The organism is Burkholderia sp. Bp8963, assembly GCF_003854275.1.
Classification (GTDB): domain Bacteria; phylum Pseudomonadota; class Gammaproteobacteria; order Burkholderiales; family Burkholderiaceae; genus Burkholderia.
Window position 1 is genome coordinate 52,746 of sequence record NZ_QTQP01000040.1, and the last position, 21,493, is coordinate 74,238.

General features: G+C 63.8%; 8 protein-coding genes. 6 read left to right on the plus strand and 2 right to left on the minus strand.

Translation table 11 applies throughout. The annotated features are described in order from the left end of the window. Positions 1 to 6: 6 nt before the first annotated feature. The gene (locus tag DID96_RS27460) at positions 7 to 2,328 is read left to right on the plus strand and encodes a tetratricopeptide repeat protein (protein ID WP_260464020.1); all 2,322 of its coding nucleotides are present in this window, start codon (positions 7 to 9) and stop codon (positions 2,326 to 2,328) included. A 290-nt stretch (positions 2,329 to 2,618) separates the two neighbouring features. Here the strand turns inward: DID96_RS27460 and DID96_RS39110 are convergent, their stop codons facing one another. Further along, entirely contained in the window at positions 2,619 to 2,978 is a 360-nt protein-coding gene (locus DID96_RS39110) for a hypothetical protein (protein ID WP_260464021.1), read from the minus strand. A 46-nt stretch (positions 2,979 to 3,024) separates the two neighbouring features. On the opposite strand from DID96_RS39110, the gene DID96_RS27465 reads away from it, so the two are divergent. From DID96_RS27465 to DID96_RS38460, 3 genes are all read left to right on the plus strand, one after another. Beyond that, the gene (locus DID96_RS27465) at positions 3,025 to 15,204 is read left to right on the plus strand and encodes a filamentous haemagglutinin family protein (RefSeq protein WP_260464022.1); all 12,180 of its coding nucleotides are present in this window, start codon (positions 3,025 to 3,027) and stop codon (positions 15,202 to 15,204) included. Positions 15,205 to 15,433: 229 nt separating this feature from the next. Beyond that, positions 15,434 to 15,580, plus strand: coding sequence for a hypothetical protein (locus tag DID96_RS38455; RefSeq protein ID WP_185732377.1), 147 nt, complete (start codon positions 15,434 to 15,436; stop codon positions 15,578 to 15,580). A 156-nt stretch (positions 15,581 to 15,736) separates the two neighbouring features. Next, a complete protein-coding gene (locus DID96_RS38460) occupies positions 15,737 to 15,910 on the plus strand; it encodes a hypothetical protein (protein WP_185732378.1) in 174 nt (57 codons plus the stop codon). A gap of 138 nt (positions 15,911 to 16,048) precedes the next feature. Here the strand turns inward: DID96_RS38460 and DID96_RS27470 are convergent, their stop codons facing one another. Continuing rightward, positions 16,049 to 17,377 (minus strand): substrate-binding domain-containing protein, encoded by a 1,329-nt coding sequence (locus DID96_RS27470; RefSeq protein WP_124602387.1) that lies wholly within the window; start codon positions 17,375 to 17,377, stop codon positions 16,049 to 16,051. A 744-nt stretch (positions 17,378 to 18,121) separates the two neighbouring features. On the opposite strand from DID96_RS27470, the gene gspD reads away from it, so the two are divergent. Together gspD and DID96_RS27480 are read left to right on the plus strand one after the other, a co-directional pair. Continuing rightward, positions 18,122 to 20,485, plus strand: a complete 2,364-nt coding sequence (gene gspD / locus DID96_RS27475; RefSeq protein WP_124602381.1) for a type II secretion system secretin GspD — start codon at positions 18,122 to 18,124, stop codon at positions 20,483 to 20,485. Then, on the plus strand, positions 20,482 to 21,493 hold a 1,012-nt coding region (locus tag DID96_RS27480; protein WP_409333819.1), incomplete at its 3' end, for a GspE/PulE family protein. The genes gspD and DID96_RS27480, both read left to right, overlap by 4 nt.

Here is a 21,493-nt window from a genome sequence, read left to right on the forward strand (position 1 = left end):
TGAGCGATGGAGCGCGAAAAGAGGCATGAGGATCGGGCGCGCGGCGGGCGCACAGCGGAATCCAGCGCGGCCGTGATGGACGTGACGGGCGGCCGCGCCGCCGTGATGGGTGCGGCGATACGCCATTCGCTGCAAAAAGCGCGCGCGTTGCTTGAGCGTGGCGAGTTCGCGCAGGCGCAGCAGCTCTATCGCGGCGTGCTCGCGATCGATCCTGAGAATACGGAAGCATTGCTGCTGCTCGGTGCGGCCTGCGATCAAAGTGGCGATTGTGTCGAGGCGGAACGCCTGATGGCTCGCGCGCTGCGGACCGAGCGGCGTTACGCATGGGCGTTCGCCAACTACGGCCTGGTGCTCGTTAAGCTCGGGCGCCACGAAGCCGCGCTTGCGCCGCTTCGGGAAGCGATGCGTCTGGACGGGCGGCATGCATCCGCGCATGTCAGCCTCGGTAACGCCCTGCTCGGGCTCGAACGCTATGCCGAAGCGCAGAAGGCCTATGAGCAGGCGTTGGCGATTTCTCCGGGGCTCGCAGAGGCATGGAGCAACCGGGGCAACGCATTGCGTGCGCTCGGCCGCCCCGCGGATGCACTGATCAGCTTCGATCGTGCGCTGGCGATTTCCCAACGCGATTTTGCGACCCATACGAATCGCGGTCACGCGCTGCGCGATCTTGGCCGGCACGACGAGGCGTTGCGCAGCTACCGTCTTGCGCTGGTCATTCGACCGCGCGTGCCCGAGCTGCTGTCGCAGTGCGGGATGATGCTTCTTGCACTCGGAAACGATGCGCAGGCGCTGGTCTTTTTCAACCAGGCGCTCGAGGTGAAACCGGACGACGTCGACATCCTCTACAAAGCCTCTGTTGCACTTGACCTGCTGCACCGCCATGAGGAATTGCTCGAGCATTGCGATCGCATTCTGTCGCTCCCATCGAATCACGCGGGAGCATGGTTGGGACGGGCGAATGCACTGCACGGATTGCGTCGTCACGCGGAGGCGGCTGACGCCTATGCTCGGGCGCTCACCCATGATCCAAACCTGCTCGCTGCGCTAAGCAACCAGGGTGTTGCCTTGCGGATGCTGGAGCGCTATGCCGACGCGCTGGATAGCTACGACGGCGCCCTTGAGCAGATCGGGGCGAATGCGCAACTGCTGATGAGCCGTGGGCATACGTTGCAGAAACTCGGGAGATACGACGACGCGCTCGCGAGCTTCGCAGAGGCGGCCGCTGTCGAGCCGCTCGACGCCAACGGTTGGGCGCTGCGGGGCGCAGCATTGCAGCAGCTGTGGCGTTTCGACGACGCAATTGACTGCTACCGCCAGATGCAGTCGTTGGAGCCCACCAAAGGCGCGGGACATCACGAAGAAGCGTACTGCCGTCTGCTGATCGGGGACTTCTCCGAAGGGTGGAAAAAATACGAATACCGCTGGGTGGACGCGGTCGCCGCCCGGTCACGCCGTCACGCCAACCGGCCATTCTGGTCGGGGCGGGAGCCGGTTGCCGGCAAGACGATCCTGCTCCATTCGGAGCAAGGCTACGGAGATACGCTGCAGTTTTGCCGCTACGCAAGGCTTGTCGAAGCGCGTGGCGCGAATGTCGTGCTCGAGGTGCCGCCAGCCCTGAAGGAGTTGTTGTCGTCGCTGCAGGGCGTGCCGCAACTTGTCGCAATGGGTGAACCGCTGCCGGCCTTCGACCTGCAATGTCCGCTGCTGAGCGTGCCGCTGGCTTTGGGTACCGATCTGGAAACCATTCCGGGACATACGCCCTATCTGCATGCGGACCTCACGCGTGTGCGCAACTGGCAGCGCCGGCTGGAAGGGCTGGGGGCGTCGGGGCAACTCAAGGTGGGACTCGCGTGGTCGGGTAATGCCGCGCACAACAACGACGTGAATCGGTCAATCGCGTTGGCGGCGCTCGCGCAACTGTATCGGCAGCGCGCGACGTTTGTCAGCCTGCATCAGCAGGTGCGCGAGCGCGACGCAGCGACGCTTTCGGAAAGCGGCATGCTCCATTTCGGTGCCGATCTGCAGGATTTCGCGGATACGGCGGCACTGATCGCATGTCTCGATCTGGTCATCTCGGTCGACACGTCGGTGGTGCACCTTGCCGGTGCACTCGGCAAGCCGGTCTGGGTGTTGTTGCCGCGCGTGCCCGACTGGCGCTGGCTGTTGAAGCGGGAAGACAGCCCGTGGTATCCGACGGCGCGGTTGTTTCGCCAGGACAAGCCGGGCGACTGGCCCGCCGTGATCGAGCGTGTCGGGCAGGCGCTGGCGCAACACATCGATGAAGCGATGGTTCGGGCTGAAGGCGGCCTTGCGAACGGGGCTGGCTGAATCGTCCGGATTTGGACGGCCCGAAAAGGTACGGACCTTTCCGGACGGCCAAAATCGTTCGTAACACCCGAAACGCGTCTGCCACGTCAAGTCCGTACCTTTTGCATATTTGCCGGCCGATTCGGATGGGCGTCGTCGGGGCTGCGTTTCGGCCCGCGCGATGGGCGCCTGTCGGATGCGGCGCTCCATTCATTGTGTTCGGGACAGTCAACAATGGCAGCACGTGTGCGCGTACAACGAGCGGTTTTCCACTCAGAGGCAGGTTTGGGATCGAATCTCCGGCCGCTGTGTCAGGCAATCGCGTTGATGCTGGCGGCGGTTGTGCCGGCGCACGCGCACGCGGCGGGGATCATGAATCTCGGGCAGGCGACGGCGCGCGCGTCGGGCGGTGGCGCGGGAGGCGTTGGCGGTGTGCCGGGCGTGCCGAATCTTGGGGTGTCGCCGCAGCAGGCGCTGCAGGCGAGCCAGCCGTCGATCCGCAACCTCGGGCATGCGGCGCAGGCGGTTGCCGCGCAGATCGCCGCGCAGCAGGGTGCGGCGGCGGCCGCGGCGGCGCTGCCGTCGACCGTGCCGAACGGGCTCGTGCCGGGCGGGCTGCAGGTGGCGGCGGGCGCGACGAACGACCCGAACAATCCGGTGCTGTGGTTCAACGCGAATGGGCCGACGCAAAGCGTCGACGCGTCTGGCCACGTGAATGTGGACGTGAAGCAGACGGGGCAGAACGCGGTGCTGACGTGGGAGACGATGAACGTCGGCCGGCAGACGACACTTAATTTCGATCAGTCGGCGGGGACGCAGACGAACGGGGCCAACAACTGGGCAGTGCTGAACCGGATCAACGATCCGAGTGGTCGGCCGAGCCAGATTCTGGGGAACATCACCGCGCAAGGGGCGGTGTATGTGATCAACCGCAACGGTGTGCTGTTTGGGGCGGGTTCGCAGGTGAATGCGCATTCGCTGGTGGCGTCGTCGCTGGATTTCCTCAATAAAACGGATTTCCAGAACGGCACCTCAAGCACCGTCGTCGGGAATTTGGTACAGAGTCCTGCTGACATTGCCGCGAGTAATCAACTGTTCCTGAGCACACAGGGCGGACTCGCGGGGCTCGAAGCGGGGGCGAGTCAGGTTGGTTCCTCGGTCGGCAGTCCAAATGAAGTGCTCGGCCTGGGCGGTCAGGTTTCGGTGAACTCGGCCAGTCAATATCAGGCGCCGGGCGACATCACGATCGAACCGGGGGCGTCGATCACGACGCATACCAATGGCACGGCCAGCGACGGCGGGCTTGTGCTGGTGGCGGCGCCGAACGTGACGAATGGCGGTAGCATCACGGCAACGGCGGGCCAAGTCGTGCTGGCCGCAGGCGTCGGCGTGAGCCTGAGGCCGAATCCAGGCAATCCGCAGGTGTTGTTGCCGGTGCTGAGCGGTCAGTTGTTGACGGGCAGTGGCGCAAGCCAGGCGGATATTACACCGGCAGGCACGTTGACCAACACCGGGATCATTCAGGCGGCCCGCGGCAACATCAACATGCTTGGCAGCAACGTGGCGCAGAACGGTGTCGTGGGGGTGACGACGAGCGTCAACACGCCGGGCAACATCACGATCTCGACAGGCGACGAATACGTCTCGAACAACCCGCTGGGACAGTCCTATACCGGCGGGAATCCAGTTTCGGCGGCCGACCAGACGAACCGCGCTGGCCTGTTGAGCTTCGGTCCGAATTCGGTGACAACGGTGCTGCCGGACAACAATGGCCAGACGGCGACGTCGTCGCCGGGCACGGTCTTCACGCCCGGCGGCATCATGATGACGGCGGGCTCTGTGTGGTTCCAGGGCGGGTCGCTGATCGAGGCGCCGGGCTCGACGGTATCCGTTGCGGCGCTGACGCCGTCGGCCGCGCTGAACAGGACCCCGCCCGGCGATACGGCGGTGCCCGGCCGGATTTATGTGGACGCCGGTGCGACGATCGACGTGTCGGGTCTCGCGAACGTCGAGGTGCCGATCTCGAGCATCCTGGTCACGATTCCGCGCGTTGGCCAGAACGAGCTGGCCGATTCACCACTGTTGCGCAACAGTTTCCTGTTCGGCTTGAAGGGCGTGGTGGTCGACAGCACGTTGACGGGCACGCGTAGCGATGGCGTGCAGTGGGTCGGCAGCCCGATCCTGAACCTGTCAGGTTACGTGAACCTGATGCCGCGCACGGTCGACCAACTGCTGACGAACGGCGGCACGATCATCCTGTCGGGCAACGAGGTGATGACCGCGACGGGTTCGTCGATGAACCTGAATGGCGGGTATGTTCACTACGACGGCGGGATGGTGAACACGACGCGCCTCGTCGATGCGAACGGTGCGATCGTGCCGATCGGGCAGGCGAATCCGTACGACACCTATGTCGGCATTGCCGGCGAGTTCACCGAATCGCATCCGCGCTGGGGCGTGACGAAGACCTGGTACAACCCACTGCAGACGGGTAGCGTGTACGAGGGCGATTACATCGTCGGCGGCAATGCGGGCACGCTCGATCTGTTTGCGACGCAGGCCATGGTACTCGACGGCGACGTCAGCGCGCAGGCATTCGGCGGATCGAAGCAGGTGCAGGGAAACAGCCAGCCCATGGGGGGGATGTTCAACCTGGGTATCTACGCGTCGCTGACGCAGGGTGTCAATACGTCCACCGGCGGGGAATCGGGTCTGGTGATTCTCCAGGACTCTGCGCCGCAACTCGGTAGCCTGTCACCAGCCTTCTCGATTGACACGCCGCTCGATCCAGTCGCGCTCGGCGTGCTGTCGAGCACCGATCCGAACAACGTGCTGGCCACGACAGTGATGCCGGTGAGCACGCTGAACGCGGGCGGGTTCGCGCAGCTGAAGGTCACCGAAGACAAGACGACCGGCAAAGGATACGTGGTGGCCGACGGCACGCAGCTGAAGCTTCAGCCTGGCGGCAGTGTCAGTTTCGGCGGCGCGCTATACGGTAGCACGCTCGTGGCCGGCTCGATGGTCGTGCCGTCGGGTACGGTTTCGATCTCAACCGGCGGAAACATCACGGTGGGTCCAAACGCGTTGCTCAGCACGGCGGGCCAGTGGGTCAACAACGACGCGCAGACGGCGACGGGTACGACGCCAGGCAATAGCGCGTACCTCAACGGCGGCAGCGTCACGCTGTCGGCGACGGGCAGCGTCGATCTGCAGCCGGGCAGCGTGATCGACGTGTCGGGCGGCGGTGAACTGCAGGCGAACGGCCAACTGTTGATGAGCAACGGCATTCCACAGGGCCGGGGCGGTAGCGTGTCGCTGGTCACCTATGCCGGCCAGTCCAGTTTCGGTTTCCCGGCGCAGTTGCCCGCGGACCCTCGCCTGAAATTGGACGGGACGATCCGCAGCTTGGGCTTTGCAGGGGGCGGCACGTTGACGCTGCAGGCGCCGGGCTTTCAGATTGGCGGCGATCCGGCGTCCGCGCCAGCGTGGGCGATGGCGCTGCCGGTCGTCTTCTTCGCGCAACAGGGATTCGGCAAATACGTGCTGAATGCGCTGTTCGATGTGAGCGTGGCGCCGGGTGCGGTGGTAGATGTGACGCAGCAGAACCTGATCCCCAACGTACCGGCGCTGCGGCAGGTGGCGAGCGGCGCCGGACTGTTGTCGGACGGCCTGACCACAGTGAGGACGCTCGACACCTATCATCGTCAGCCGACGAGCCTTGTCATGACGGGTGGCGGCTATCTGGCCTGGCGAGGCGATGGCTCGATTGGCCCGGTTCAACCGGTCCCCAACTATCCCGGCGTGACCGGCGGCGTGAGCATCGGGCAGGGCGCGTTGATCGTCGCCGACGCGGGGGCGAGCATCGGGCTGGGTTCGCCCGCGCAGGTGACGGTGCTCGGTTCGATCGTCGCGCGCGGCGGCGCGATTACGCTGAGCGCGGATAGTGGAGGTACCTACGCTCAAAGCGGTCAGTACAACGGAAATGCGGGCGCATTTACCAGTCCAGGCCAGTCATTGTGGCTGGGGCCGAACGCGGTGCTGGACGTGTCGGGCGTGGCGCTGACCAATCCGCTCGCCGCGCCGGTCAAGAACGGGCTGACGACAATCACGCCGAACACGGGCAAGGTGTTGCCGGGCGGCGCGGTGACGCTCTCGGACAATTCGGGATATGTGGTCGCGCAGGCGGGCTCACGGATCAACGTGTCGGGGGCAGCGGCGAACTTCGATCAGTTGCAGGCCAATGGCACGTACGTGTCGCAACCGGTGTGGAGCGATGCGGGTTCCATTACGCTCGCGTCATCGAATGGGCTGCTGTTCGACGGCACACTGAAGGCGCTGCCGGGCGCCGCACAGGCGCAGGGCGGAGCGCTCGCGCTGATTCCGGAGGGGAGCGCCACGGCCCTTGTCTTGCAGCAGAGTGGCAATTTCGTGCCGACCGGACTAGCGCCCGGGCAGGACATCGTGGCAGCAGTCGGCGCACTGAGCGGCAGCGGCAGCGCGCTCGTCAGGCAGCCAACCGGCGTCGTGCAGTTCGCGGCGGATCGTTTGGCCGGCTCGGGCATCGCGACGCTCGTGTTGGGCGCCAGTGCATCAACCACATCCGTGCCGGTCGCCTTTGCCGGTGACGTCAACGTGACGGTACCAAAGGCGATCCAGATCTACACCAATCAGATCGTGGCGCTCAACAGCGATCAGCTTGGCCAGTTGACGCACGGGGTGAAGGACACGGCCGGCAGTTACTCGATTCCCACGGTCGGCTCGCTGCTGAACAACGAGCTGACGGCGCCCACGACGATTCGTTCGACCGTGACCCTTGATGCCCCGTATGTGGCGGTTGTCGGCCCGACGCAGATCAACCCGATACCGCTGGGTACGGTCGCCGCTGTGTCCGATGCGACGCTGAAAGTGAACGCGTCGTTCATCGACTTCGCGAACCAGTTCCAGCTGAACAACTTCGGGCACGCGAATTTCACGAGCCGCGGCGACATTCGCCTGAGCTCGACGAATTCGGTCAACAGTGCCCTTCAGCCGGGCGAGCTGTACACGCCGGGCAACCTGACGTTCAAGGCGGCGGACCTGTACCCGTCGACCGGCAACACGTTCATTCTTGATGCAGTGGGGCCTGCACCGACAACGATGGCGTTCGAATCGAACGGCCCGTCGGGCGTGCCGCTGTCGGCGGGCGGCACGCTGCTGATGGATGCGACGAACATCGTGCAGGGCGGTACGGTGCGCGCGCCATCGGGCACGCTGGTGTTCGGCGTGGGCGATCCTTCCAGTTCCGCCACGAAGACGCAGTTCAACGGTCTGCCGCTGGTGGCGACGGATTCGGTGACGTTCGCCAACGGCAGCGTGACGTCGGTATCGAACGGCAACGCGGTCATCCCGTACGGCGCGACGGTCGATGGCGTGGAGTGGCAGTTCAATCCGGTGGTGGGCGCCGCGCAGCCCGACGTGACTGCGCCGCCGTCGAAATACATTGGTGTGAATGGCAGCAGCGTGGCGCTTGCCAAGGGTGCGATGATCGACCTGTCGGGCGGCGGCAATCTGCAGGCGGCCGAATGGGTGCCGGGCACGGGCGGCACGCGGGACGTGCTGTCGCAGTACACCGTCAGCTATGCGAACAACGCAACGGGGACGGCGGTGCCGGTGAATGCTGGCGCAGGGAACGTCTACGCGATCCTGCCGGGTACGCAGTCACCGGTGGCGGCGTACGATCCGGTGTTCGCGCAGACGGTCCAGCCGGCGACGAATGGGAACGGCACGGTGGGCTCGCAAACGGTCAGCACGGGCGTGGGCCAGGCGTCGTTGACGAGCGCGGTAGGGCAGGCCGTGTACCTGTCCGGTGTGCCGGGGCTGGCCGGGGGCTACTACACGCTGCTGCCGGGCAAGTACGCGACGCTGCCGGGGGCATATCGGGTGACGGTATCGGCCACGAGCGGCAACGTCGCGCCGGGCGCGAGCAAGGTGCTGCCGGACGGCACGGTGGTGACGGCAGGCTACTATGCCGACGCGGTCACGGGTAGCCGCAGCGCGACGCCGACGCTGTTCACCGTGCAGTCGGGGCCGGTGTGGCAGCAGTACTCGCAATACACGATGAAGGACGCCAACAGCTTCTTCACGGCGCTGGCCGCGAAGAACGGCAACGTGACGCCGCCGTTACCGATGGACGGTGGTCAACTGGTGCTGGCCGCGACGAAGGCGCTTGCGCTCGGTGCAACGCTGAACACGGTGGCCGCTAAAGATGGTGCACCGGCGGAAGTCGATATCGCGTCGCAGGACATCCAGATCATCGGCGATGGCGCGCCGGCGCTGGCGGGCTATCTGCAGATCAGCGGTGATGCGCTGGACTCGCTGAACGCAGGCAGCTTGCTGATCGGCGGCACGCGCGCGGCGACAACGAACGGTGTCACGATCACGCCGATCGCGAACAGCGTGGTGGTGTCGAACGACGGCAACACGTCGCTGAAGGGGCCGGAAATCCTGCTGGTCACGAAGACCGACGCGAGCGGCACGGATCCGAACGCGGCGAACGGGTTGCGCGTCGATGCGGGTGCATCGATTGCGGCAGCGGGCGATTACCCGGCTGCGAAGGACCAGCCGATCACGATTGCGGGCGATGGCGCGCTGCTGCGCGTGTCGAACGGCGCGATGGCGCCGCTCACGCGGACGGGCGGCACGGGTACGGGCCTGATGACGGTTGGCGCGGGCGCGACGCTCGCGGGTGGGCAGGCGCTGACGCTGGATTCGTCCGGAAACCTGAAGGTCGATCCAAGCGCCGTGCTGTCGGCGAAGGCGATCACGGCGGATGGCTCGGCGATCACGTTCACGAACGCAAACGGTGCCGCTGCGGCAAACCTGCCGGGCTTCGCGATCGATCCGGCGGGCTTGGCTCAGTTCGCGAACGCGCAACAGGTGACATTGCGCAGCTATGGCGCAATCGGCTTCATCGGTGACGTGAACGCGACGTTCGGCAACAGCGTGAATCTGAGCGCGGGCACGTTCACGAGCGACGGCGGGCACGTGGCGCTGAACGCGCCGCAGATCGCGTTCACGAACGAGACGGGGGCGCCGAACGGGACAGCGACGCCCGGCAACGGCACGTTGACCGTGAACGCGAAGGAAATCGACTTCGGTGCGGGCACGAAGACGGTGAGCGGATTCGGGAGCGTGTCGATGGCCGCGACCGGCGGAATCGTCGGTCAGAACACGGGCACGTTCGATTTCGGTGTGCTGCCGGTGACGCTGAATGCACCCGTATATCTGGCCGACACGAGTTCGGCGTCGACCGTGAAGACGAGCGGTGCGCTGATGCTGAACGGTGCAGCAGGTACCGCACTGAAGAAGACGCTGGTGGGTGGCGCATTCAGCTTCATCGGCGGCACGGTCAACGACAACGGCGCGACGCTCGCCGCACCGGCCGGCAACGTGAGTCTGGAAGCGACGAGCGGCAACCTGACGATCGGCAGCGGCGCGACCGTGAGTTCGGCGGGCGTATCGAAGGAGTTCTTCGATGTGACGCAATACGCGCCGGGCGGCGCGATCACGCTGACGGCCGACAAAGGCACGGTCGACGTGCAGTCGGGTGCGACGCTCGACTTCTCGGGCGCGAACGGTGGCGGTGCGGCAGGCAGCCTGACGCTGTCGGCACCGCAGCAAGTCGTGAACCTGAACGGCGCAATCAAGGGCGGCGCGGCGAGCGGCTACACGGGCGGCGCGTTCTCGCTCGACACGGGCGGTGCGGCCAACCTGGACAGCCTGGCGACGACGCTGGCATCGAGCGGCGTGAACAGCGCGATCACGGTTCACACGAAGGCGGGGAACCTGACGCTGTCGCCGGGCAATACCCTGACCGCACACTCGGTATCGCTGACGGCGGACGGTGGCCCGGGTGGACAGGATCCCAACAACGGCAATGTCGGCATTCTCGGCACTATCAACGCATCGGGCAGCGCGGGCGGCGAGATCAATCTGTATGGCAGAAGCGGCGTCGATATCGAGGGTTCGCTGATCGCGCGGGGCACGAGCGCGACCCAGCGTGGCGGCACGGTCAAGATCGGCACGGCGGGCAGTCCCGACACGGTCGGCGGCGTGGTGCAGATTGATCCGACCTATGGCTATGAGCTGATGTCGAAGACAAACTCCGGGGCAATCACTGTCGGTGTGAACGCGCTGATCGACGTCTCGGGCGGTATGGCGGGTGGATTGTCGGGCGGCACGGTGAGCTTCCGCACGCCGCTACTGGGTGATCGCTCGGTAAATCTGACGATCAAGCCGGGGGCAACGATTACTGGTGCGCGCGCGGTCAATCTCGAAGCCTTCGCGGTGTGGAGCACGACGGATCCTTCTACCGGTGCCCGGCATTTCGACGGGATCATCGATCCCGCCGGGTGGTACGACAGCAAGGGTCACCTGCTTGCCGGCACATTTGCCGCTCAGGGCACGGGTGGCGCCACATTCAGCTTTGTGCCCGATGCGAATGGCGACGGCGGCGGCACGCTCACGAACAACACGACCGGCGCCCAAGTGGTACTGACGGACAGCCCGCAGGATCAGGCGCAACTGTACACCGGTGTTGCGGCCATCGGATTCGATGGCATGTACAAAACGTACTTCTCGCCAACGACCGGCAACACCGACCACCAGATGTTCTATGGCGGCCAGATTACGGCAAACAGCGATGGCAGCGCGACGGTCACGGCCGGTACGCTGATGGGATTCGCCCAGAACGGCTTGAGCACCAATCCCTCGTTGGGCATGAGTTTCCCGGGCAGCGCGAGCCTGCATGTTGCACCCGGCATCGAACTCGTTAATCCCGGTAAATCGATCGATAGCAACAGCGGCAATATCTCGATCCTGAGCAACTGGAACCTGGGTGCCGGCACACCGAACAGCAGTGGATCGATCACGCCGGTTTTCCGCTATCGCGGAACGATCGCCCCGATGATTACGCTTCGTGCGGCCGGCAATGTGATCGCTGATGCAAGTATCACGGACGGATTCGTCCAGAATCAGATTGCCACGATTCTCGGCGGGCAACCGCCGGCAGGGGGCGGTTCGAATACGTATGCCTCCGATCTGGCGGCCTACACGGCTGCGCTGTCGCTGGACGGTGCCGCAGTGACGATTACGTATCTGAACGGGACAACACAGGCGCTTACTTCAGTTGATCCGTTGTCGACGCTAGGCGCACCCTTGCAAGGACAATCGTCGGTTTACTATGACGACTATTTCGCCTATCTCACCGCCTGGCAGCGGTACTACGTTAGCGTGAGTTCATCGAGATTCGTCGGGCATCTTTACCAACCGAATATACCGCTTGCCGATCCGTCCGCCCTCCCTGTGCTGACACCGTCAAACGCCGCAACCTACTATGGCGATGCGGCGACCCAGGGAAGCTATCTGAACTGGCTCAGCACGCTGAACATCAGTAACGCGGACTCATTCGGTACACCACCAGCGCTGGCATTCCCGACTGGTTTAACTGCGCTGTATCCGGACTACATCACGGCCTACGCCAGCTACCTGACGAAGGCCACGAATTTCAATTCCCGAAGCAGGGCGGACCGTGCATGGAATTTCTTCTGGGCGCCGCAAGCTCCCGAACAGATAGCCGCTTCCGGCAACAGCGTCGGTGTTCTGCCGGGGAACATGCCGGCGAACGTACCGACGGCGAACAATCCCTTGCCGATTGCGTTCGCAACGCTGGCAGGCGGTGAGAGTTCATCGTACCGGATCGTTGCCGGCGCCGATGCGGCAAGCGCGAATCCGCTCGGGCTGCAGGCGGCTTCGCTGTTTAGCGCCACTGGCGGGACACAGAGTGGCTCGGGCAACGTGGTACTGAATGGCCATACGGCTTATATCGATTCCAACGGACTCACACTGCTGGAACCGATGACCATTCGCACGGGTACAGGCTCGATCGATGTTGCTGCGGGAAACAGCGTGGCATTCGTCGACCAGACCGCACCGGCCGTCATCTATACGGCGGGGGCGCCATCTGTGGGCGCCCCGGCGGGAGCCCCGGCCACGATCGTGGCCGGGAATCTATCTCAAGGCAAGCCGGATCTGCTTGTTACGGCCAGCGTCAGTCCGGATTCCGCCGGTGATATCAGGATTCGCGCGCAGGGCAATATCACGGGTATCGAAAACGTGATCGACCAGACCGGCGCAATATCGGGCCTGCCGGGCAACAACATCAGCCAGTTCTGGTGGCAGTGGATGGAAGTCGGCAATCCGACCGGCTCGGTTGGCCGCAGCAAGCCCGCGACGCAGACGGTTCAGACGTCGATCAACTTTGGCGCGTTCGATCAGGGGGTGATGAGCGTCGGCGGCAATGTTTCGGTGACGGCCGGCGGCAACATCACGGACCTGGCGGTGTCGCTGCCCACCACGTGGTATCTCACCAATGCCAATACGGATACTCCGACCGTCAATACGGTCGGTGGCGGTAATCTGTCCGTGCGTGCGGGCGGAAACATCCTGAGCGGTGACTACTTCGTTGCGAAAGGAACAGGAACGATCACGGCGGGCGGGCGGATCGATACGGATGGCGTGAACTACACGACTTACAATCCGAACAATGGCAATGTCGGGCAGCCTCCCACTTTATCGTTGGGACAGGTGGCTACGCTACTTGCAACGCAGGATGGAGTACTGAACGTCAGTGCACGGCAAGGCGTAAACATCGGGGCAGTGTTCAATCCATCCTACTTGGCGGGTGGAGATGGTCAAGGATACTCGGCGGCGTCATCGGCAAGCGTCGCATCGACGACGGGGGACATCGTCGTCGGAACGCTGAGTTCTGGCGCAAAGGCATTGCTTGAAGCAAATAATGGGGCGAGCGCAATTTTGCCTGCGACGATCAGTCTGACTGCTTTCACCGGCGGTCTGGCGATCGAATCCAGTGGCGAACTCTATCCGTCTGCCAGCGGAAATTTGAGCCTGATTGCGGACCAGTCGATCGAATTTTCTAGTCTGAATGGCTTGGCTTCTAGTTTGCAGGGAACAGCGTATGCGACCAAACCTGTATTCGGGATGCTTGATGAGGATCCGTCGTCGATGCCGTCACCGTTGAACCCGAATGCTAGTGTTCCGTTTGCGACGGATAGCACGATCGCAGCTCATGCAGAAACTCCGTTGCATGCGAATGACACGGCTCCGGCGCGCATTTACAGCCTGAACGGCAGCATTGTCAACGGGGTCCTTGAACAGGCTAGCGCACAGAGTGCGGGTTTCTACGACAACTTGGTTACCGTCTCAGTTGCGAAGCCGGCCTTGATCCAGGCGGGGCAGGACATCGTGAACCTGGCGTTCCAGGGGCAGAACCTTCGTCGTTCAGACGTGACGCGCATTGTGGCCGGGCGCGATATTTACGACGCGTCGAACTCGTATACCGGAACCGGAGCGGTGCCGGCGCTAGTGATCGGCGGTCCCGGCTGGTTCGATGTACAGGCGGGGCGCAATATCGGGCCGTTGACTACGGCGAGTGTGGCCGCGGGAGCGGCGCTGACCGGCATCGACGCGGTTGGCAACGCGAACAACCCGAACTTGCCGCACGAGAGCGCGAACATCAACGTGCTGTTCGGTGTCGGGCCCGGCGTCGATCTGTCGGGATTCATCTCCACCTATATCGCGCCGGGTAGCTCGGTTATTGGTGTGCCAAGCGCGACACCCGCGCTGATCGCGTTCATGGAACAGTACGATGCCGGGCTCGGCGTCGACACCGGATTGCAGGTGGACAAGCAGGCGGCACAGCAGCATGTGGGCACGCTGACGACCGACGAAGCATGGAAGCAATTCCAGGGGTTGCCGTTGTATGTGCAGCAACTCTTTGCCGAGCAGGTGCTGTTCAGCGTGCTGACGCGAGTCGGCGAGGATTTCAACGACGCATCCAGTCCGTACCATGGCCAGTACGCGAGAGGCTATCAAGCGATCAATACACTGTTTCCGGCATCGCTAGGCTACACGGCGAACAACCTCGGTGGCGGCACGAACGGCGAGAACAAGCTTACTGACACGGGCAATCTCGACATGCGCAGCACGACGATCCAGACGCAGCAGGGTGGCAATGTGTCGATCCTCGGGCCCGGTGGACAGGCGTTGGTGGGCAGCGCGTTGGCGCCGCCGCAGATCGTCGACAGTAACGGGAAGGTGGTGGCGGGCCCCGGCACGATGGGTATCCTGACGCTGGAGAACGGCGACATCAATATCTTCACGGACCAGAGCTTGCTGCTCGCGCAAAGTCGCGTCTTCACCGAGCAGGGCGGCGACATGACAATCTGGAGCTCGAACGGCGACATCAACGCAGGCAAGGGGGCAAAGTCGTCCGCGGATGTGCCTGCGCCGCAGTACGTGTGCGATGCGAACCACTACTGCACGGTCGATGCACGCGGTGAGGTTACTGGCGCGGGGATCAGCACAATTCCGACGCTGCCGGGCATAGCGGCGGGCGAGCTCAACCTGATCGCACCACGCGGGACGGTCGATGCGGGGGATGCGGGGATTCGGGCGAGCAACATTAACGTCGCTGCACTGCATGTGGCAAATGCGGACAACATCCAGGTGACGGGTAAGGCGACCGGTATTCCGATGGTGCAGGCGGTGAACACGGGTGCGCTGACCGCAGCCAGTTCGGCCGCCTCAGCGGCGAGCCAGATGGCGCAGGACATCGCGAAGAACAGTGCTTCTGGTGCCGGCCAACGGCGCTGGACGATCAGTGTCCAAGTGGAAGGATTCGGAGACGCTTCCGGCGGTGACATGCGCAAGAAGTCGCGGCAGGGACAGACCGCCTACGATTCGTCGAATGCCGTTTCCATCCTGGGGTTCGGTGGGGCTGGGCAGACGCAGCGATCAGTGTTGAACCAGGATGAACGACGAAGGCTTGGGAAGATCTAGCAAAAGTTGCGGCATGTGCGACTCGAATCTGTTTGAACGGAGCGTGCCTCCAGTGTTTTTCGTCAAGTGTTAGGGCTTGGCTCGGGTTCGCAAAACGTGTCGTTGGGCAGGGTGGCGAACAGGACGAGCACAGTGTCGGAGTACCAGCGCAATCAGTGCTTGGTTGAGGAGCTTGCCCTGCTCGACTCTCTCGCTCGTTCATGCTGTGCGCACGCATCGCGGTGAGCTTGTGGGCGAACCCGATGAAACGCTGTTCGCCCTTCGCGACAAGCTCCAGATCGAAGGTGCGTTCGCGGTCGCATGGAATTTCCGGATCGCGCGTATCGTCCTTGTCCGGCTTTCTCCACAGCCTGCAACTGAATTTCCAACTCCTTGATTCGTCGATCGGCCGCAACTAGTGCCAATTTCGGCGGAAGGTATCAATCCATCATCGAACGAAGGCAAACGAGACACCTGCTGATGTCGTGGCCGGAGTGTCATGTTGACCGCCGAATAACTTTAGGGGGAAATACGGAGAGTCACTGCGGATGCCGTGCCCGAAGTCGACGCGAAGCTGCCGGGCGGGCCGACCTACGTCGGTAACACGCCGCGCGCGAGCGGTGACCACGTGATCACGCAGGTATTCCGCCTGAAAAACGCATCGGCGACCAACCTGCCATCAGTGCTGAAGTCGCTCGTCAGCCCGAACTTCGTCGATTGGACGTGAGTAGCGCCAATTCCGGCGAGTGGTATTGATCCCTGCCAGGACGGGGCACTCGCTTTAACAAAGGGCCAAAAAAATCACGGCTCGGAGAATCCCGAGCCGTGACAGACAGGCTAATAAACCGCGCGTCAGATCATCGGATTAACGCCCAACGACGGTACCCTTACAAGTGGCGGTGTCGCCGATATCCAGCCCAAGTCCGCTCGTATTGCTGAGGAAATCAGCCTGGATGGCCGTCTGGAAGGACGACGGCACTGCATCGAAGCCATTGCCGTGAATGATCGAGGCATTGCTGTTGTAGTGCAGCGTCAGGAAATCGATGACAGACGCGGCAACCGTCGGCGTATTGCTGTGGTTCTGATAGCACTGGCTGACGATGATCTGGCTCGTGCCCGAGATCGGGTAGCCGGCGGCCGGGTTGCTGGCGTTCGGCACCCATTGCGTCGGATCGGTCGGATCATTCGTGTTTTGGGTCGTTCCCGGCGGATAGACCGTGCCGACGGCCGTCGTCGCGTTCTGATACGTCGGCGTGATGTCCTTGCCGGTCGTGGCGTTACGCAGGCTCGCCACCGACAGGTTGTTGGTCTGGGCCGGCGAGCTCAACGGTGCGAGGAACGTGTTCGTGTAGTCCGGGCTCAGATAGGCGACTGCGTAAGTGGTCGAGGTGGTCGTCGTCTTGTAGTTGACCAGTTGGGCTGCCACACCACCGCTACCCGTTGCACCGACGAAATTCGCCGGAGCGCCGCTCGGGAAAATCGCATCCGCCACGACCGTCGCCGACGAGCCCGCGAAATGTTGCGTCTCGTGGAAGGTGACACCCGACGCCGTGTTGGACGTATTGCAGACCTTCTGGAGGTGGGCCGTCAGCAGATCCGTCGTGCCGCTGGAGTCAGCGCGATAGACGACCTTGATCGGGGCGTTCAGCGAGTACGTCGCGTTGGTGTCGGGGTTGGTGACCTGATTCCAGTTCGTCAGTTTGCCCGAGAAAATCCCGCACAGATCGTTGTCGTTCAGCGCGACGGTCGGCGTCGAGCTGCCCGGCAGCGTCGGACCTGTGCCCGTCGGCGCGTTCACGAGGGGAATCGTGATCGGCGTGACGATGTACGGAATCTGGATCAGAGGACCGTTGGTGACGCCAAGGCCACCCGTCGACGTGTAAGCCGAGACCTGCGCAGACGACAGCGGCGCATCGCTGTTGGCGAAATCGACCGCGCCGGTGACCGTCGAGCCAAAGGACGTCGGTTGGTTTTTCAGAAATGCGTTCTGGCCAGTGCCCGAGCCGACGGAATAGTACTTGGCCGTACCGTCAGCGGCGGGGAACACCGAGATTTCCTGCTGGATCGTCGGGTTGACGAGCGACGAGCCGCCGCCGAGCAGCGATGGCGCGGTTTGCGCCATGGCAGCCGAAGCGCCGAGCGCGGAAATGATGAGAGCGACAGCTTGACAGATCTTGCGCTTGCTGGATTTCATGAAAATTTCCTTGAACGAAGATAAACGAGAAGCCTGCTGATGCTGCGGCCGGAGTTCCGTGTTGACCGCCGAATAACTGTAGGGGGAAATTCGGAAATCGCGTGTGAATATTTCATAACGAATGGTACGGAACATTTTTGCCAGTGAAGCGATCGGCTTATTCCGCTTGATAAAGCGACGGCATAAGACGCGTTCACGCCAGAATTCAAATTCCAAATTTCGGGAACAGTGGAGCAGGCAACCGCGCGCGAGCTGCCCGGGAGCGCTCTGCAGTAAGCCAGGAGCCACGTTGCGCCATTAACGCGACGCGTGCGCCAGCTCGCTTAGCGCGGTACCAAGTCGTTTTCATGGCAGATGCTACGGAACATTTCTGTCGCCCGAAATTCTCGGGATCTGTTCTCAAGCTTCCACGCGCAAATATGGAATCTAAAGCGAGATTCTCGATGAATATTTATTGAGGCTGCTTGTCTGGATTGACGAATAAAAGTAAGCCAAGAAATAAAATCACCAACAGCGCTAAAGAAAGCACATCAAGGAATAACCGCCTCCGCCCAAAAAGGTAGCCCAACATTCGTCACAAATTTGCTCTACTTCCCTCCTTAGTCTTTCCCGGCACTTCCGTCCGGCACGCATCACGCCAACGGACCCGACCAGCAAACGCGGCCTGCGGGGTGAATGCCGGCGTACCGATGCGCGCGTCGGGCGCGTTCGCCACAGCCCCCTGCCGCCCGTCACCCTGCCCAGATGACACGCACACGCTCCGGTTTCAGCCGTCTCTCGTATCGCTGCACGTGGTTGGCTATCGGTCTCCTCGTCATTCGATTCGCACACGCACAGGTCCTGCTGAATTTCGCGAACGCCGACGTGAGCCTGGTCGCGAAGGCGATCGGCGCGGCCACCGACACGACGATCATCGTCGACCCGCGCGTGAAAGGGCAGATCAACCTCGTGTCCGACAACCCGGTCACGAAGGAACGCGCGCTGAAGAGCCTCGAAGCGTCGCTGCGCATGCAAGGCTTTGCGCTCGTGCGCGATCATGGCGTGCTGAAGGTCGTGCCCGAAGCCGACGCGAAGCTGCAGGGCGGCCCGACCTACGTCGGCAACACGCCGCGCGCGAGCGGCGACCACGTGATCACGCAGGTGTTTCGCTTGCGAAACGAATCGGCGACGAACCTGCTGCCGGTGCTGAAGCCGCTCGTCAGCCCGAACAACGCGATAAGCGCGTATCCGAATGACAACTCGATCGTCGTGACCGACTACGCGGACAACGTGCGCCGCATCGCGGAGATCATCAACGGCATCGACGCGGGCGCGGCGCAGAAGGTCGCGGTCGTGCCGCTGCGTCACGAAAGCGCGGTCGATCTCGCGCCGATCGTGCAGAAGATGCTCGACCCGAGCGCGACCGGCAACACCGATGCGACGCTGAAGGTATCGGTGAGCGCGAACCCGCGCCTGAACGCGATCCTGCTGCGCGCGACGGACCCGGGCCGCATCGCAGATGCGAAGACGCTGATCGCGCAGCTCGACGCGCCGACGCGCGTGCCGGGCAACATGCATGTCGTACGCCTGCAGAATGCGAACGCGACCGAGCTCGCGAAAGTGCTGCGCGGGATGATGGGGATGGCGGCGGACACGGGCACGTCGTCTTCCGACAAATCGGCGTTCAAGAGTCTCGGCGACCCGGCCGGCAGCGCAAGCAAGAGCGGCTCGGGCAGCACGAGCACGTCGACCGGTACGCCGGGCCTGCCACCGCTGCCGGGCACGACCGACTCCGCGTCAGCTTCGCTGAGCGGCGATCCGCCAACGAGCCGCGGCGGCCTGCTCGCGGGCGCGACGGGCGGCTCGGACACGAGCGCCGGCACGATCCAGGCCGACCCGGCGACGAACTCGCTCGTGATCACCGCGCCCGAGCCCGTCTACCAGAACATCCGCAACGTGATCGACCAGCTCGACCTGCGGCGCGCGCAGGTCTATCTCGAGGCGATGATCGTCGAGCTGAGCGCGACGGATGCCGCGAATCTCGGCGTGCAATGGCAGGGCGCGCTGCAGTCGGGCAACGGCAACAACGCGCTGTACGGCAGCACGAACTTCAACACGTCGACGAGCCAGGGCATCGTCAACCTGACCGCGCAAGGCCAGTCGCTCGGGCAAACGCTGTCGAATGCGACGGCCACGACGCTGCTGAACAACGGCATCAACATCGGCCTGCTGCACAAATTCGGCAAGTTCTTCGGGCTTGGCGCGCTGGTGCAGGCACTCGCGACGGTCAGCAATGCGTCGATCCTTTCGTCGCCGAACCTGATCACGCTCGACAACGAAGAGGCGCGCATCGTCGTGGGCGCGAACGTGCCGGTGCAGACCGGTTCGTATTCGACGGCAACCGCGGTGTCGAGCACGGGCGTGAACGCGTTCAACACGTTCGACCGCAAGGACGTCGGCATCGTGCTGCACGTGAAGCCGCAAATCACGAAGGGCGGCGTGATCAAGCTGCAGATCTACTCGGAGGATTCGTCGGTCGACGCGACGTCGGTGAACAACCCGGGCGGCGTGACGATCATCAAGCGCTCGGTGCAGTCGACGGTGCTGTCCGACGACGGCGAGATCATCGTGCTTGGCGGGCTGATCCAAGACAACTACTCGGACGGCAACAACAAGGTGCCGTTTCTCGGCAACCTGCCGCTGATCGGGTCGCTGTTTCGCGCGGAGAGCAAGAACCGCACGAAGACCAACGTGATGGTGTTCCTGCGCCCGGTGATCCTGCCGGACAGCGACACGACGGCGGCCATCTCCAGTGATCGCTACGACATGCTGCAGCAGCAGATGAACGACTACCGGTCGGACAACCGGATCGAGCGCGACCGCGACAGCCCGGCGCTGCCGCCGCGCGCGCCGGGGCCTGCACAGGGTGCGCCGGCCGCGGGCGGGATCTTCGACTTGAATCGGATGACGCGTCGCGAGCCGGCCGCGCCGGGTAGCGCTGTGCTGCCGGGCGCGCGGACGGGTGGAACGAGCGGAACCGGTGGAACGGGTGGCTCGCGCAACGAACAAGCGCCGCCACTGGTCACTGGCGACTCGCCCGCCATCGACACAACGAAGAGGCAGCCATGAGCACGGACGCGCTGATCGATCCTGTTGTATCGTCGCCTACCGCTGCGCGCGCCGATGCGCGGCCGCAAACGCCGACGTTGCCGTACGGCTTCGCACGCGACGGCCGGATCCTGATCGCGAGCGAAAACGCGCGTGCGCATCCGGACATGCGCGAAGTGTGGGTCAGCGACCGCACGCCGCCGAGCGCGATCGCGGAGGTCGCACGGCGCGTGGGCCGCATCTCGCTGGTTCGCGTACCCGACGATGAGTTGGCCGATGCGATCAACCACGCCTACGCGCGCCAGGACGGCAGCGCCGCGCAGGTGGTCGGCGAGGTCGAAGGCGAAGTCGACCTGTCGCGGCTGATGCAGGACATCCCCGAAGTCGAGGATTTGCTCGAATCGGAAGACGACGCGCCGATCATCCGGATGATCAACGCGCTGCTCACGCAAGCGGCGCGCGAACAGGCGTCGGACATCCACATCGAGCCGTTCGAGAATGCGTCGGTGGTGCGCTTCCGAGTCGACGGCACGCTGCGCGACGTCGTGCGCCCGAAGAAGGCACTGCACGGCGCGCTGATCTCGCGGATCAAGATCATGGCGCAGCTCGACATCGCCGAGAAGCGCTTGCCGCAGGATGGCCGCATCACGCTGCGGGTTGGCGGCCGGCCGGTCGACGTGCGCGTGTCGACGCTGCCGACCGGGCACGGCGAGCGCGCGGTGCTGCGTCTGCTCGAAAAAGACGCGGCGCGCCTGAACCTCGAAGCGCTCGGGATGGGCCGCGACACGCTCGGCCAGTTCGACAAGCTGATCTCGCGCCCGCACGGCATCGTGCTCGTCACGGGCCCGACGGGTTCGGGCAAGACGACGACGCTGTACGCGTCGATGTCGCGGCTCGAGACCGCGACGACCAACATCATGACGGTCGAGGATCCGATCGAATACGACCTGTCCGGCATCGGCCAGACGCAGGTGAACGAGCGGATCGGGATGACCTTCGCGCGCGCGCTGCGCTCGATCCTGCGTCAGG